This is a genomic window from Haliea sp. (assembly GCF_040222615.1).
GTDB lineage: Bacteria > Pseudomonadota > Gammaproteobacteria > Pseudomonadales > Halieaceae > Haliea.
In genome coordinates this window covers 13,188-28,772 of the sequence record NZ_JAVKCQ010000093.1, presented here as the reverse complement: position 1 = coordinate 28,772, position 15,585 = coordinate 13,188, and the positions used below count along the sequence as shown (strand labels likewise).

At 62.9% G+C, this 15,585-nt stretch carries 15 protein-coding genes; 10 read left to right on the top strand and 5 right to left on the bottom strand.

The window, feature by feature from the left end:
• Both RJQ10_RS07975 and RJQ10_RS07970 read left to right on the top strand, forming a co-directional pair.
• Positions 1-803, top strand: an 803-nt coding sequence (locus RJQ10_RS07975) for an esterase/lipase family protein (RefSeq protein ID WP_502880222.1), incomplete at its 5' end; no start/stop codon positions are given.
• A gap of 236 nt (positions 804-1,039) precedes the next feature.
• Entirely contained in the window at positions 1,040-2,920 is a 1,881-nt protein-coding gene (locus RJQ10_RS07970) for a vWA domain-containing protein (RefSeq protein WP_350145380.1), read from the top strand.
• Positions 2,921-2,933: 13 nt separating this feature from the next.
• Here RJQ10_RS07970 and RJQ10_RS07965 read toward each other — a convergent pair whose 3' ends face one another.
• Genes RJQ10_RS07965 through RJQ10_RS07955 form a run of 3 tightly spaced genes read right to left on the bottom strand, consistent with a single transcriptional unit; the run spans position 2,934 to position 5,978 of the window.
• Positions 2,934-3,461: a ferritin family protein gene (locus tag RJQ10_RS07965; protein WP_350145378.1), complete on the bottom strand. Its 528-nt coding sequence runs from the start codon at positions 3,459-3,461 to the stop codon at positions 2,934-2,936.
• Positions 3,458-4,267, bottom strand: coding sequence for a thiamine pyrophosphate-dependent enzyme (locus tag RJQ10_RS07960; RefSeq protein WP_350145376.1), 810 nt, complete (start codon positions 4,265-4,267; stop codon positions 3,458-3,460). Before RJQ10_RS07960 ends, RJQ10_RS07965 begins: the two co-directional genes overlap by 4 nt.
• A complete protein-coding gene (locus RJQ10_RS07955; protein ID WP_350145374.1) occupies positions 4,257-5,978 on the bottom strand; it encodes a 2-oxoacid:acceptor oxidoreductase subunit alpha in 1,722 nt (573 codons plus the stop codon). Before RJQ10_RS07955 ends, RJQ10_RS07960 begins: the two co-directional genes overlap by 11 nt.
• Before the next feature lie 200 nt (positions 5,979-6,178).
• On the opposite strand from RJQ10_RS07955, the gene RJQ10_RS07950 reads away from it, so the two are divergent.
• The 4 genes from RJQ10_RS07950 (at position 6,179) to RJQ10_RS07935 (ending at position 10,282) form a co-directional block, all read left to right on the top strand.
• The gene (locus tag RJQ10_RS07950) at positions 6,179-8,860 is read left to right on the top strand and encodes a winged helix-turn-helix domain-containing protein (protein ID WP_350145372.1); all 2,682 of its coding nucleotides are present in this window, start codon (positions 6,179-6,181) and stop codon (positions 8,858-8,860) included.
• 201 nt (positions 8,861-9,061) lie between these two features.
• Positions 9,062-9,637: an outer membrane protein gene (locus RJQ10_RS07945; RefSeq protein ID WP_350145370.1), complete on the top strand. Its 576-nt coding sequence runs from the start codon at positions 9,062-9,064 to the stop codon at positions 9,635-9,637.
• Between the two features lie 41 nt (positions 9,638-9,678).
• The gene (locus RJQ10_RS07940) at positions 9,679-9,906 is read left to right on the top strand and encodes a DUF8691 family protein (RefSeq protein ID WP_350145368.1); all 228 of its coding nucleotides are present in this window, start codon (positions 9,679-9,681) and stop codon (positions 9,904-9,906) included.
• 211 nt (positions 9,907-10,117) lie between these two features.
• Positions 10,118-10,282 (top strand): helix-turn-helix domain-containing protein, encoded by a 165-nt coding sequence (locus RJQ10_RS07935; RefSeq protein WP_350145382.1) that lies wholly within the window; start codon positions 10,118-10,120, stop codon positions 10,280-10,282.
• Between the two features lie 135 nt (positions 10,283-10,417).
• Here the strand turns inward: RJQ10_RS07935 and RJQ10_RS07930 are convergent, their stop codons facing one another.
• On the bottom strand, positions 10,418-10,849 hold the full coding sequence (locus RJQ10_RS07930; RefSeq protein WP_350145366.1) for a GFA family protein: 432 nt from the start codon (positions 10,847-10,849) through the stop codon (positions 10,418-10,420).
• Positions 10,850-10,859: 10 nt separating this feature from the next.
• Entirely contained in the window at positions 10,860-11,282 is a 423-nt protein-coding gene (locus tag RJQ10_RS07925; protein ID WP_350145364.1) for a MarR family winged helix-turn-helix transcriptional regulator, read from the bottom strand.
• Between the two features lie 303 nt (positions 11,283-11,585).
• Here RJQ10_RS07925 and RJQ10_RS07920 point away from each other — a divergent pair, with 303 nt between their 5' ends.
• From RJQ10_RS07920 to RJQ10_RS07905, 4 genes are all read left to right on the top strand, one after another.
• On the top strand, positions 11,586-12,656 hold the full coding sequence (locus tag RJQ10_RS07920) for an MBL fold metallo-hydrolase (RefSeq protein ID WP_350145362.1): 1,071 nt from the start codon (positions 11,586-11,588) through the stop codon (positions 12,654-12,656).
• A 114-nt stretch (positions 12,657-12,770) separates the two neighbouring features.
• Positions 12,771-14,015: a cytochrome P450 gene (locus RJQ10_RS07915; RefSeq protein ID WP_350145360.1), complete on the top strand. Its 1,245-nt coding sequence runs from the start codon at positions 12,771-12,773 to the stop codon at positions 14,013-14,015.
• Positions 14,016-14,102: 87 nt separating this feature from the next.
• Complete coding sequence (locus RJQ10_RS07910) at positions 14,103-14,570, top strand: nuclear transport factor 2 family protein (RefSeq protein ID WP_350145358.1); 468 nt, start codon at positions 14,103-14,105, stop codon at positions 14,568-14,570.
• A gap of 92 nt (positions 14,571-14,662) precedes the next feature.
• Positions 14,663-15,559, top strand: coding sequence for a LysR family transcriptional regulator (locus RJQ10_RS07905; protein WP_350145356.1), 897 nt, complete (start codon positions 14,663-14,665; stop codon positions 15,557-15,559).
• The last annotated feature ends 26 nt before the right edge of the window (positions 15,560-15,585 follow it).

The following is a 15,585-nucleotide window of genomic DNA, read 5'->3' as shown; positions in this document are numbered from 1 at the left end:
TCAGCGACAGCATCAGCGACCAGAATGGCCGCCTGCTGATTGCCATCCACGGCCTGAGCATGAATGATCGGGAATGGACCTGGCAGAATCACAACCATATCGAGGCGCTGGCCAACCAGCATGGGTTCACGCCAATCTACGTCTGCTACAACTCGGGGAAGCACATCTCCGACAATGGCCGGGAGCTGTCCGCGGCGATCGACGCACTGGTGGCCGACTGGCCCGTGCCGGTGGAGTCCAGCACCCTGATTGGCTTCAGCATGGGTGGGTTGGTTGCCCGCAGCGCCATGCTCAGTGCACAACAGGCACAGCAGGACTGGATAGGCCGGGTGGATAAAGCCGTGTATATCGGCACGCCGCACCACGGCGCGGTCATGGAGCGCGGCGGCTTCTGGCTGCAGAAACTGCTGACCTACAGTCCCTATACTGCGCCCATCGCGATGCTGGGCAGGGTTCGCAGCGACGGCATTACCGACCTGCGTCACGGCAACCTGCGCGAGGAGGACTGGCAACACCACGACGCCCACAGCGACAACGCCGACTATCGCGTCCCCACGCCGTTGCCCCCGGGCGTGGAGCACTTCGCCATCGCCGCGACCCTGTCAAAAAAATCCGGGGAGCGGCTCGGCAGGATGCTCGGCGATGGCCTCGTGCATCCTTCAAGCGCCACCGGCAGGCATGCCGATCCGCGGTACGATCTCGGGTTGAACCGCGACCACACGCGCATTCTGTACGATCTCGACCACCTGGAAATGTTGCGCGACTCGCGGATTACGCATCAGCTCGCAACATGGCTGGGCTAGACCCAAGGCGGCCGCAGGGCGCGTAGCCCGTCCCACAGCTGAGCTCCGTGCTCATGCCCTGATCCTCGCCAAGCCCACCAGCCACCTGGACATGGAAGCTATCGGGGCCCTAAGGCTGTCGCTGTCAGTGTCGTGGCCCCTGCGGCCGTGGTGCTGATGGCGGTGCTGATGGCGGGCCGGTAAACGACAACTCACCAATGATGACCTATCCTAGAAATAAACGAGGAGGTCGCGGCATGCGAAGATTATTGCCAATTCTGACCCTGGCGCTGATGTCCCTGCCCGCCCGGGCCGCAGACTACGCGATAGAAGCTCCACCACGCGCCCACATCCGCGAGACCATAGAGATTCGCTGGACCGCGCCGCAAGCCGAAGGGCTGCTGGAGATCCGCGGCCCCGGCGACACCCCGGGACGGGCCAGCTACGCCTACGTGCGCAAGAATCCACAATCAATTCTGGTACCGGAACAGCCGGGCGAGTATCGCATCGTCTACGTCCGGGAGAACGAGGTTCAGGCCAGCGCCACACTGACGGTGTTTCTGCCCGACGCCAAGCTGGCGGCACCAGCCAGTATCGACGCCGGCGCCGATTTCGAGATCGCGTGGACCGGACCCAACAGCAACCAGGACCGACTGGTGATCGCGGCGCGCAACGGCCCACCCATACGCGGCGCCAGCTATACCTATATCGGCAACAGCCGCGGGGGCAAGGCAAAGCTGCGGGCGCCACTGGACGCGGGTGACTACGACGTGGCCTATATCAGCGGCTCGACCATCCTGGCCCGGGCAGCGATATCCGTAGGCTCGATTCACGCGACCCTCAGCCACCCGGCGCAGGTCCATGCCGGTGGTCAACTGCGCGTGATCTGGGAGGGCCCGCGTAATGCCCAGGACCAGATCACCTTCGCCGCCCGGGACGGTGCACCAGTCCGCGGCAGCAGCTATGCCTACGTCGGCAATTCGGACGACAACGCCGTCAACCTGCGCGCGCCGGAGCAACCGGGAGCACTGGATGTTGTCTATACCGCCGGCGGCCGGTCTGGCGGCCGGGTCATCGGCCGCAGCCCGGTGCAGATCGTGCCCGCGCAGATCGCGCTCAATGGCCCCGGGGAGGTGCAGGCGCTGGCAGCTTTCAGCGCCACCTGGCAGGGTAACGGCAATCCGGGTGACCGGATCCTGGTACTCAGCGACGACAACGAAACCCTGGCCTACCGCTATATCCGCACTGAAGACCCCGCTACCAGCCTGATCGCACCGCCCACGGCGGGCGACTTTCAGCTGGTCTACGTCACCCGGGACGGGCGCGAAATGGCCAGGCAAGCGCTGCGGGTGCTGCCGGCCCCGGAACCACCCGGTACCCTGCTGGTGCAACAGGCGCGCCCGGCGCTGGGCACCGACGACGCGGTCGGGGTAATTTTCGACGCCTCCGGGTCGATGCTGCAGCGCCTCAATGGAACGCGGCGGGTGGAGATTGCGCGCCAGACCCTCGCCGGACTGGTCAGCGACACCATCCCCCCCGGTACCGGCTTTGCGTTGCGGGTATTCGGCCACCGCGAGGCCGGCAGCTGCCGCACCGACCTGGAGATTCCCCTGCAGCCCCTGGACCCCGCCAGCGCCAACGCCGTCATCAACGACATTACCGCCATGAACCTGGCGCGCACCCCGCTGGGACGATCCCTTGAGCTGGCCGCCGCCGACCTGGCGGCAGTGCCGGGCAAGAGGTTGCTGATCGTGCTCACGGATGGCGAGGAAACCTGCGAGGGCGACCCCGCCGCCGCGATCGCCGGCCTGCGCGGCCGGGGCTGGGATATCACCGTGAATATTGTCGGCCTGGCGATTGCTGACGCCGCCCTGGCGGCGGAATTCAGTGCCTGGGCAGACCTCGGCAATGGCAGCTACTTCAGTGCCAGCGACCGCGACTCACTTAAAGCGGCGCTGCTGGAAGCGACCATTACCCGCTTTACGGTGAGCAATGCTGCGGGAGAAACCGTTGCCCGGGGACGCCCGGGGGAACAGCTTTCCCTGCCACCGGGGGACTACCTGGTGCTGTGGGGACAGGGCGCGGCAACGCCGGTAACTGTACCGCCCGGGCGGGCGGCCACGGTGACGCTGGAGTGAGCCCGGCCCGCGGCTAGTCCGGCTGGTGCGGCGGATCGATATCCGGCGCCGGGGCCGGTGCGGCACTGCCTTCCTGCAGCAGCACTGCCAGCCGTGCCTGCAGCAGGCTCGCGTGCTCGCGCTCTTCCGCCGCAAACTCCGCGGCGTATTTCACGATTTCGGGGTCCACGGACTGCGCGGCGACAGCGCCGTAGAAATCAGCGGCTGCGCTCTCCTGCTCGATCATCAGGCGCAGAGCAGTCTCCGGCCCCATTTCGTAGCGCAGCCTGGCGTAGGCACCGGTCTCCGGCGGCTCCTCGTCGGGCCAGGTAAACTCCCAGGGCTTGAGGCGCGGCAGGCTGTGCCCCTCGCAGATAGCCGCAACCTCCCGGGCATGCAAATCGCTGTAGGTGGCCAGTTCGTCGAACAGTTCTGCCAGTGCCCGCTGCTGGTGATGTCGCATGGTGTCGGCAAACTCGCGCAAACGCTCGGCGGACTCCTGCTCCAGTTCCAGGCTGTGGGCGAGAAACAGCCGCAAATCCGAGACCAGCTCGTTAGTCACAGTACGAACTCCGCCCGCGGGTCACGCCCGCCAGGCTGCCCATGGGGCCGCGGCCATACCGGGCGCGGACTGCGGTACAGGATACCCTTGCCGAAGCCGTCATCGGCGTGAATCAGGGCTGCGGCCTCGGCGGCAGATTCGGGGACGCCGTCCACGCTGTGCACCCGCTGTTTCCACGCGGTTTGCTCCGGCACAAAGGTCACGCACTGGCTGAGCACATGAATGAAGGCAAAGCCCGGAAAGGCCATGCCCTCAAAAATCAGTTCCGCCAGGCCGTTGGGATCACCGCTATAACCGCGGGCGATGAAACCGGCGCCGCTGGCCAGGGCGATGGCGCAGGGCTGGAAGGCGCGCACCTCGGTACCGTGCGGGGTCAGCTTGCCGTCCAGCCAGGACTCCGGGCTGGTGGGCGAAGCCTGCCCCTTGGTCATGCCGTAGACCTCGTTGTCCATGGCGATATAGACGATATCCACGTTGCGGCGGCAGGCGTGGAGAAAGTGGTTGCCGCCAATGGAAAAACCGTCGCCATCGCCGCCCACCGCCACGACCTCCAGCTCCGGCCGCGCGACTTTCAGGCCGGTGGCGAGTGGCAGCCCGCGGCCGTGCACGCCGTGGAAACCGTAGCTGCTGACGTAGGCTGGCAAGCGCGATGAACAGCCTATGCCGGAGATGATCGCCGTATTGTGGGTTGCAAGCTCGCGCGCGGCCATGGCCTTGGTGATGGCGTTGAGCACACTGTAGTGTCCGCAGCCCGGGCACCAGATAGGCTTGATCCCGGATTTGTAGTCCCTGGCTTTAAGCGACATCAGCGATCTCCAGCGCAGCGAAAATATCCCGGGGCTGTATCGCCGCGGGGCCCGGCAGCGCCAGGCTGTCGAAGGTGCAGTGCGGCAGCAGGGAGCGCAGGTAGTGCCACAGCTGCGCGCCGTGGTTGTGCTCCACCACCAGCAGGCGGCTGGCGGACTCGAGCAGGGCACCCAGCTGTGCCAGCGGCAGCGGCGCCAGCAGGCGCAGGCTGAGCACCGCGACCTCGTGCCCTGCGCGTGCCAGACTCTGCCGCGCCTCCAGCGCGGAGGCGGTGACCGAGCCCATGCAGATGATAACGGAGCGCCCCTCCACCTGCCCGGTGAGATCTGCCCAGCGCTCGCCGAAGTCGAAGCCGGTGAGCTTGCGCAGGCGTTTGTCCAGCTGCAGACGGTGGTCCCGTGAGCGCGGTGACGGGATGGCGTTCTCGCCGTGCTCCAGGCCATCGGCGGTATACATGTGGCCCGGCTCCCCGGGCAGCGCCAGCGGCGACACCCCGGAGGCCGTGTCGCGGTAGCGCAGATAGGGCTCCGCCGGTACCGCGTGCTCGACCACTGCCCGCGGCAGCTCGCTGCCCGGCGCATCGAAGACCTGTATCGATTGGCCGAGGGACTGGTCGCTGAGTACGATCACGAGGGTCTGCAACCGGGTTGCCAGCTGCACTGCCCACGCGGTGGTGAAGTGGCAGTCGGCAATCGATTGCGCCGCCAGCACGATGTGCGGGGCATCGCCATGCAGGCCGTAGAGCGCCAGGTTGAGGTCGCTCTGTTCGCTCTTGGTGGGAATGCCCGTGGAGGGACCGCCGCGCATGACATCGACCACCACCGCCGCAGTCTCGCTGGCGACGGCAAGCCCCATGGCCTCGCTCATCAACGCCATGCCCGGGCCCGATGTGGCGGTCATGGCCGGTACCCCGCCAAACCCCGCACCAATCACCATATTGATGGCCGCGAGTTCATCCTCCGCCTGCACCAGGTGCCCGCCGTAGTGCTCGATGTGCCGCGCCAACCATTCCAGCAGATCCGACGCGGGCGTAATGGGATAGGCCGCGACAAAGCGCACCCCGGCCTCCAGCGCACCCAGCGCCGCCATCTGGTTGCCACTGGCGAGCCAGCGCGGGGGCGCACTAGCCGCAGGCGCGGGCGCCGGTAACGCTGCAAGCAGCTGCGCCAGCGGCTCAGGCAGGGGCTCCGCAAACCCTGCCCGCAGCGCTCTGCAGGCGGCGTCCCGTGCGGCTTCATCGTGTTTTTCCAGACGCGCGAGCAGCAGGGCCTCGGCTGCGGCGCAGGTACCCCCAAGGCCCCTGGCGAGCATCCCGAGCAACACCATGTTCAGCCAGCCTGAGTCTGCAGCGGCGGCAATCCCTGCGGCGTCGATGGTCAGGAGATTGTCAATGGTGAGCCCGGGGGGCGGATCGTCGCTGCCGGTGTGCAGGACCAGGGTGCGGGCGCTGACTGGCACCTCATCGGCAAAGCGTGCGAAGTTCTGCCAGTCCAGCGCAATCAGCAGGTCTATCCTGGCCGGGATCGTCGCTACCGGTGCGTTGCCCAGACGGACGATGGCAGCGGATTCGCCACCGCGAATCTGCGGGCTGAAGGTCTTTTTCAGCATGCCGTAGCCGCCGCTCTCCGCGAACAGCCGCAGAACCAGTTCGCCGGTCGAGATTGCGCCGGCACCGCCGCTGCCGCTGATTGCCAGGGTGAGAGTCATCATAAATCTTCCGTTTTATACAGCGCCCGGACAGGAAACAGTCAGGTCGAGTATAAACACAATGGTACAGCGATCAATGTCGGCGCTGCTGGGGAAGGTCGCTTCAGCGAAGAAAGCCATGAAACTGGCGCCGGGAACAGGTATCGTAGTCTTTTCCCTTGATTTTCCGGTCCTGCACAACAGGACACTAGGTCTACCGAGTCATGCATTCCCCGCTCCTCAGCACCAAACTGTTCGTGCCGTTGCCGCGCCCGGATCACGTCGACCGGAGACGCCTGCTGGACACTCTCAACTCGGGAATCCATCGACGCCTGACCCTGGTCTCCGCCGGCGCCGGCTTTGGCAAGAGCACCCTGCTGGCTGCGTGGCAGCCCGAGTGCGGGCGGAACATGGCCTGGCTGTCGCTGGAGGCTGACGACAACAACCCGGCGCGATTCCTGCGCTACCTGCTGGCCGCCCTGCAGCGCATTGAGCCGCAGTGGGGAGAGGAACTCACCAGCGTACTTGCGGCAGACCCGGGAACCGACGCGCGCAGCCTGCTCACCGCGCTGGTGAACGCTATTGCCGTCCGGCCGGTGGCAACCGTGCTGGTGCTGGACGACTATCACCTGATTACCAGCCAGGCGATACAGGAGGCCGTGGACTTTCTGCTCACCCAGGCCCCGCCCTGCCTGCATATCGCCATTGCGACCCGGGAGGACCCGCCTCTGGGGCTGGCCCGCCTGCGCGCCCGGGACCAGCTGACCGACCTGCGCATGAGCGACCTTCGCTTCACGCCACCAGAAGCCCGCGAGTTCCTTAACCGCACGATGGGCCTGGAGCTTGGCGATGGGGACGTCGCGGCCCTGGAGGCCCGCACCGAAGGCTGGATCGCGGGACTGCAGATGGCGGCACTGTCACTGCGCGGCCGCAGCGACAGCGCCACTTTCATTTGCGCCTTCGCGGGCAGCCATCGTTTCGTGCTGGATTACCTGGTCGAGGAGGTGCTCCAGCGCATGCCGGAATCAACGCGGGAGTTTCTCCTGCAGTGCGCCATTCTCGACCGCCTGACAGCCCCCCTGTGCGACGCCGTCACCGGGCGCAGCGACAGCGCCGCGCGCCTGCTACAACTGGAACGGGAAAACCTGTTTCTCGTCCCCTTGGACGAACACCGGGAATGGTTCCGCTATCACCACCTGTTTGCCGACGTTCTGCGCATGCATTTACAGGAGCAGGACAGGTCGCCGTCCAGCCTCCACCGCAGTGCGAGCACCTGGTACGAAGCGAAAGGCATGGCAGAAGATGCAATAGGCCATGCGCTCGCAGCCGGTGACACAGAGCGGGCCGCGCACCTGCTCGAGCGGGCCTGGCCGGTAATGCACGTTCAGTCCGCCACCGGCGTACCGGGCGAGTGGATTGACGCTCTCCCCGCCGCCACGGTAAGCGCCAGCGCGGCGCTCAGTGTGTATGCGGCAATAGCGCGATTGCCTGTAGACCCGGAAGCGGTAAATCGCCACCTTGCCGATGCCGAAGCCCTGATCCCGCCCGCCGGCAGCAATGACCCCGGGCTGACTGCCGATGAGGAGCGGCCCACCCTGCTTGGGATGATCGCCATTGCCCGCGCCTATCAGGCCGCTGCGCGGGGCCAGCCCGACGAGGTGGCGATGCACAGTGAAAACGCGCTCGCGGTACTGCCGGCAACAGCCTGGGTATGGCGAGGCGCCGCCTCCTCGCTGCTGGGTTTCACCCAGTGGTCGCAGGGTAACCTGGAGGGCGCACTGCTCAGCCTCGCCGGAGGAGGTGAGCAGATGCGCGAGGGTGGAGACCTGAACTCCGCCATTGGCACACTTTGCCTGATGGCCGATATCCAGATTACCCTGGGGTCACTGGAGCAGGCGCAGGCGCTGTGTGAGCAGGCCCTGCAACTGGCGTCCCGCAGAACCGGTATCGCGCCGCAGAGCAGCGGCGACGCCTGCGTGCTCCTTGCCGCCATCGCCGTGGAGCGAGGTGAGTTGGAACAGGCCGAATGCCATCTTGAACACGCCGAAAGTTTCGGCCCCCACGCGCAGATTCCCGAGACCCGGCATCGACGGCATGTGGTCAGTGCACGGATCGCCGCCGCGCGCGGCGACTACGCGCACGCACTGGAATGCATCGATACCGCCGCCGACGTGCAGCAGCAGCACAACCCACTGCCGGACCAGAGGCCGGTGAGCGCATGGCGCGCCAGAATTTTGCTGCAAAGCGGCGACGTCCTGGCCGCCGGGGCCTGGGCCGAGGGATCAGCGCCCGATAGTAACGGGGAGGTCAGCTTCCTGGACGAATTCGCCCTGACCACGCTGGCCTACTGCCAGGTCGCGGTGGCTCGCTTGCGCGCCGACGCATCGCTCGCCGCAGGAGCATGTACCCTGCTGGAAAAACTCGCCCTGTCGGCAAGGGCCGGCAAGCGTCTCGGCATCCTGGTCGAGATTCTGCTGCTCAGCGGCTTTGCCCGCAGGCAGCTGGGACAGGCAGGGCTCGCCGCATCTGCAGTCAACGAGGCGCTTGTGCTGGCCGAACAGGGCGGTTTCTGGCAGACCCTGGCCAGCCACGGTGCCGCCCTGGCCGAGCTCCTGAGCAGCGCCGAGGTGGACACCCGGCAAACGAGGCTGGCACGCGCCCTGCTTGTGGCACTGGCGCCGGCAAAAGCCTCCCCGGAGCAGCAGTTACTCCCGGAACCCCTCAGTGAACGCGAGAAAACTGTGCTTCACCTGCTCGCCAGCGACCTCTCCGGGCCGCAAATGGCGGAGCGGCTGTACATTTCGCTGAACACCCTGCGCACGCATACACGGAATATCTACCAGAAGCTGGGTGCCCGGAATCGCCGCGAGGCGGTGCGGCTGGCCAGCGAGCGCGGACTGGTCTGACGCCGGCTGCAGGCTCCTCCGGCGCGCGACCACCTGGCTGATCAGCCAGGCCAATCGAAATCACCCTATAAATCACCACATCTGGTGAGCCGCGCTCATCAGCTCCCGCCCTATTCTCTCCCCCGTCAACATTGCAGCATCACGCGGCTCCCGCCAGGAGCAGCCGCACCAACATATGAACGGCTATTGGAGAGTCACGACATGAAAAACGCTTCGATCATCAAACGCTCCGCGCTGGTTTTGGCCATTCTGGGTCAAGCCCATATTGCCAATGCGGAAGACTGGACTGGCAGTGTGGCACTGGGGCTGGGCTCGAAAGAGCTGGACAGCCGCCTGTGGCAGCGCGCAGATGAACAGGACTCGATCAGCCTGATCGCGGATATCGGCAAAGCAAGCTGGCCGGTCAGCATCGCTGTCGATCTGCACGGCACCGGCATTGACAAGAGTGACAGCGCTGATCCCTATGAAGGGTACACAGCGGAACTGCATCTGGGCGTGCGTCGTGCCTGGGATATCGGCGGTAGCGGCTTTCAGTTCTATGCCGGGGGTGGCCTTGCTTTCGGCTATGCGGAAACCAAGTTCGGGGCGAACCCCGAACTCTCGGGCGATGGGCGCGGTACCGGCTACTGGGCCGGCCTGGGCCTCCGCTATCGGATCAATCAGCAGTTTTCGGTTGGCACCGATTTTCGCTACGCCGATTTCAATATCAAGCATATTGATGACAGCGACACGTCCGGCAGTCGGCAATTCAGTATCACCGCGACATACCACTGGTAAAAACGGGGAATTCGCCTGACCTGACTCTTTCGGAGCTCGCTATGACGTCCGCCGGCCAAGGCTATCTAATATCGATCAAGAACCACATAGACCATCGCTGGCTTGCGGACGTCAGCGGCGCGCAGCTCAGCCACCGCCCCGACGGCACCAGTTCGGTGTTGCTGGCCGGAATAGACCAGGCAGGGCTAATGTCGCTGTTGCGTCGTCTGCATGACGGCGGCATGGAGGTGCTTGGGGTGGAGTGTCTGTCGGCGTTTACTCGGAGATAGGCAGGGATACAGCGGGCTGCCTTGCGCTTATCCTCGTCCACCGGTAGCGGTAGGCAAGACCAGTCGCCAGACAGCCGGTCAGGTCGTGTCACAGGAAACCGCCACAGCGCCAGACTGCTCCGACCCTGGATGGATGCACCGACGACGTAGCCAATCAGCACAAACCATGCGGCCGCAAAGCCGAGCCCTGGCGTGACGCCTCTGTTATCCAATCCGGGCATCCTCCAACCCGCCGCAAACCTCGTCCAGCGCTGTTCTCACGATTTCCATGGAAGTCGGTTTCAGGGCCGTCTCCACCTTCAATGCAGCGTTCAAACGGGAAACCGGTGTGTCGCCGGCTGAGTACAGAAACACACATCTGGATGCGGGACGCTGAGCCGGCCCCTTCCCTGCGTTCGTCGCCTCGACGTTCACCATCGACGACAAAGCGCGGGGCGGTGTGATTGTCATCGCACTGGAAAAAGAGCCCTGGCGCATGAGGGTCAACGCGTTGTCGGGAATGGACCCGGCATTAACGAACATCGGACTCGACCGGAACAGCCCCCGGTGGAAATTCGCTGAACTGTGGCAATTCGTCAAGGATCTCGTACCAATCTGCCTTTGAAGATACATGCATATGCGCCTGGGGCAAGAGTGTCGGGCTACTGTTCAATGCACCATATCTCACATGTACCATAGCGGTAGCTGGTTTTTCGCCGTACAGCGTCGACCCACAATTGGTACAAAAGCAAGAGACAGATTCTTTGCTTCGACTGAATCTCTTTACATGCTCTTCACCCGTTGTGACTGAGAAATGTTCTTTAGGGATTCCGCCTATGGCTGTTCCCGATGCGCCTGAAGACTTTCTGCACATGGAACAATGACAGTAGCCAGAGTAAATAAATTTATCCTGAACACTGAACTCCACGGCTCCGCAAACGCAACTTCCGCTGATTATTGCCATGTGGGTACCTTTATATTGCCTGTAATAGAACCAATAATTTATCCGCAGACTTGTTATCTATGTTCTTGAGAAGTGATTCTGACTTGGCATCGAGGGTAACCGAAGCATTCCTGAACAACTCTTCTCCCGCGGCAGTTATCTTTACCAGGCTCACTCGGGCGTCTCTCTCATTTGTTTCCTTGGTGACAAGGCCGATTTTTTCCATAGGCATTAGCATTCTGGTGATTCCCGATGCTGTTCGCGCCAGCGCTTCAGCGATATCTATGCGCCGAAGTGCATGATTGGGGGCCTTCATCAGATTAAGCAACACCATGTATTCCGTTAACCCTATGCCGTGAATGGCACCCAGGCTATTGTCTAAATGTTTAGAAATAATCGCCGAGTTCAGCCAGAGGCTCTTGCTAATTGCCCCATACTTGGATTTGGATTCCATGATAACTACTTCCTATATACTTGAGTTGTGCAGTATATGTGAGCATATTGTGTTGTCAATGTTTTATTGGATTGATAAGACTGGCGGAGTATCGCGCTGATCGAGGGAAGGCAGCCATTCGCTATGCAGCACCGGGTACACAGCGCACTCCCCGTGCACTTGGAGCTTTTTCGAGAGCAGCCTGAGGCCCCCGATTGGTGCACTCATTCAAAGGGCCAGCTGCAATGACCCAGCTGATCAATTTGCCACCACCAGAGGCTTGGCCTACGATTGCCGCCCCGCCTCCGCAACAAGGTGCAGATAATGAAAAAGGCAGTAGCGGTACTGGGCCTGCTCACCGTCCTGATACTGGTCGCCTACAGCCAGCGAGCGGGTATCGCCGCGCGTTTGCTGGAGCGGGGCCTCATGGCCCGCATGGGCGCCGACCGGGTGGCGGAACTGGAAGACGGCCTGCACCTGGCCCTGTGCGGCGCCGGCGGCCCCATGCCCGCCCCCCGGGCCTCCGGTCCCTGCGTAGCAGTCATTGCTGGCAAGCAGCTGTTCGTGGTGGACGTGGGCACGGACAGCCCCCGCAACCTTACCCGACTGGGATACCAGCCCGGCAGGCTACAGGGCGTATTTCTTACCCACTTCCACTCGGACCACATCGACGGCCTGGGTGAACTGGGCACCCTGCGCTGGGCCGGTGGGGACAGCCTCACGCCCCTGCCCGTCTATGGCCCGCCCGGCGTGGAGCGGGTGGTGGACGGCTTCAATGCCGCTTATGCCCAGGACTTCAGCTATCGCCACGCGCACCACGGGGATCTTGTCACGCCCCTGAGCGCCGCCGGGCTGCAAGCCTTTCCCTTCGCCACGCCGCCCATGGGCGAACGGGTGCTGGTCTACGAGGCAGGGGGGCTCACGGTAGAGGCGCTGGCAGTGGACCACTCGCCGGTAGAACCCGCGGTGGGTTACCGTTTTCGCTACAAGGGCCGCTCGCTGCTGATCACCGGTGACACGGTGAAGCTGGCCAATATCGAACAGTTCGCGCAGGGTGTAGACCTGCTGGTACACGAGGCCCTCGCCCCCAACCTCGTCAACATGATGCACGACACGGCGAACAAACTGGGTAACGAGATCATGGCAAAAATCACCCACGACATCCTCGATTACCACGCCACCCCGGTGGAAGCCGCGGAAACCGCACGCGACGCCGGAGTCGGCCACCTGCTCTACTACCACATCGTTCCGCCGCTGGTCATTCCGGGCCAGAGGGCCCTGTTCCTCAACGGGGCGGAAAAAATCTTCCCCAACTACACCATCGGCGAAGACGGGGTCAGCTTCACCCTGCCCGCCAACAGCGACGAGATCAGGCTGACCCGCAAGCGGATCTAGCGCGCCCCCGGGCGGCGCGGGCGGCGCACATGCCAGCGTCGCCCGGCCCCTTGCTTGACTTCCAGCAGGAACGCGATACTCTAAGTTGTTCCGAACAAATAAGAAGATGTGACCATGCAAAACCTGATGGACCCGAATGTTCAGGCCTGCCCCTATCCCCTCTATAAACGCTTGCGAGCCGAGGCACCGATCTACAGGATGCCCGAAACCGGCTTTTACCTGGTCACCAGCTACGCGCTGTGCAAAGAGATCATTCGCCAGCCCGACCTGTTTATCAGCGGCGTTTCTCCACTGGCGTTGAAACCCGACGGGGCCACGCCTGAAGTCATGGCGGTTTACGAAAACCATGGCTGGGTACCCACGGCCTCCTGCTCCACCTCGGATCCGCCTCGGCACACCAAAGTACGCGCATTGTTATCGCAGCTGTTTACCACGGCCAAGGTGCGCGCCATGGCGCCCTACATCGAGCAAACAGCGCATTCCCTGATCGACGATTTCGAACAGAACGGCGAGTGCGAATTTGTCAAAGCGTTCGCCCATCCACTGCCGATGATTATCATTGCGGAGCAGATTGGCGTACCGGCGGAAGATCTCGAGATTTTTAAGCGCTGGTCTGATGCGATCGTGGAGCCGTTCGGCATGATGATCGAGAAAGAGCGCGAAATCGAGTGCGCCCGACTCGTGGTAGAGATGCAGCATTTCTTCAAGAAACAAATCGATTTGCGCCGGCGCGAGCCCCAAAACGATATCCTGACGACACTCGCTACCAGCGACTACAGCGACGGCTCGGAAATTCCCATGAACGAGCTGCTGTCCATCGTCACTATCGACCTGTTGGCTTCGGGCAACGAAACAACCACCGCCGGCATTTCCGCCGGCATGCTCATGCTCGCCGAGCAGCCGCAGGTCTTGCAAGCATTACGCGACGACCCCGGGCTCATTCCCACCTTTGTGGAAGAGGCTCTTCGACTGGAATCACCGGCGCAGGGCATGTTCCGAGAAGTCACCAGCGACACAAGCGTAGGCGGCGTCAACTTCCGTAAAGGGGATGTCCTGAGTCTCCGCTTTGGCGCCGCCAATCGGGACGCCACTGCTTTCCACTACGCAGACAGCATTGATCTGCACCGGAAAAAGGCCGGCAATCACCTCGCGTTCGGGGTGGGCCGGCATCACTGCGTTGGCGCCCCCCTGGCCAGGCAGGAGTTGATCATCAGCTTCCAGGTGATCGTCGACCGACTGCAGGGCATTGCCCTGAAGAACCCGGACACGGTGCACAAGTACACGCCGAGCTTCTTCGGGCGGAATCTGGAAACGCTGGAAATTACCTTCGAGTCCGCGAAGTCCGCGGCAGCAAGATAGCCAGGGGCAACAAGCACACCGGCATCGCAACCCGCTGCCAGCCGCGCACACAGCGCGGCATCAGGGCATGCACAGAGGGAAGGGAATATGGAACCGTTGAGCAGCGCCGAAATCGCGCGTTTGAGAACCCTGCTTGAGCTTGAAGAAATCCGTCAGTTGCGCATCGACTACTCCCAGGCCATGGACGAGCGCGACTTTGACAAGCTTATTGCCTGTTTTACCGACGACGCCCTGTGTGAATACGGGCCCTATGGCTCCTGGTCGGGCAAACAGACGATTCTGGAAAACTACCGGGCCAACTTTACCGGCGACCTGGCGCCGCCGTTTTCAACCCAACACTTCAACACCAACCACAAGATTGAGTTGCTCTCCGCTGATCGCGCGCGGGGAACGTGCTACCTGATCGATGTTGTCACCCATCTGCCGGCGGAGCAGAACCCGATACTCTGGTTCGCACTGTACGATGAGGAGTACCGAAAGGAGCAGGGGAAGTGGAAATTTTCCCGCTCCAGCCTGCAGTTCTTCTGGCCGCAACGACATACTGACGGACTGTAGACTCCGGTCTGCCGGCATGGAATGCCCGCGCAGCAGCGAACTGCCGCACTGTGCAATACTACGTCGAAGCCAGTCCGGAAAGTTGGAGAACAATGGATAAACTGGAAGCAATGCGGGTTTTCATTGCAGTCGCCGAGGAAGGCAGTTTTGTGGATGCCAGCCGCGCCCTGGATCTCTCCGCGCCTGCTGTTACGCGTTCAGTTGCGCGCCTGGAAAACGCCCTGGGAATCCCCCTGTTTCACCGATCCACACGACATGTCAGGCTGACCGACTCCGGACAGCGCTACTACAGCGACGCCAAGTCAGTACTTGAGCGCGTGGAAGAGGCCGAAGCCGCTGTCACGGGAATTTACTCTGAACCCAGCGGGGTTCTCACTGTTACAGCACCCGTACTGTTTGGTCAGCGGTATATCGTACCTGTCATTACTGCGTATCTGAGGAGGCACGCAAAGGTTTCGGTGAGTTCGGTATTTCAAGACAACGTTGTCAATCTTCTGGAAGAAAACGTCGACATCGCAATACGAATCGGCCATCTGGCCGACTCGAGCCTGTTTGCTACCCACGTTGGCGATATCAGACGCGTGGTATGCGCGTCGCCTTCCTATCTGAAGGAACGAGGTGTTCCACAAACACCTGCGGATTTGACCCGGCATGACATTATCCAGTCCACCACGGTAGAAGCACTCAGCACCTGGACGTTCGGCGATCTGAGAGTCAAGGTTTTACCTCGCTACCAGTGCAATCAGAATTCGGCGGCCGTCAGTGCCGCGCTTGCCGGTGCCGGCTTGACTCGCGTCATGTCCTATCAGGTTTGTGAAGAACTCAACTCCGGCAGGCTTCAGCTGGTTCTGGAAGACCACGAGCCTCCCTCGCTGCCCGTCCACGTCGTCTATCTCGGGGGGCGAAAAGCCAACGCCAAGATACGCTCCTTTGTCGACCTCGCAGTTGCACAACTCCGCACGAACCCGTTGCTCAATCCCAGCCCCTGAGCCACTCCCTGGCTGAAGCGTCCTTT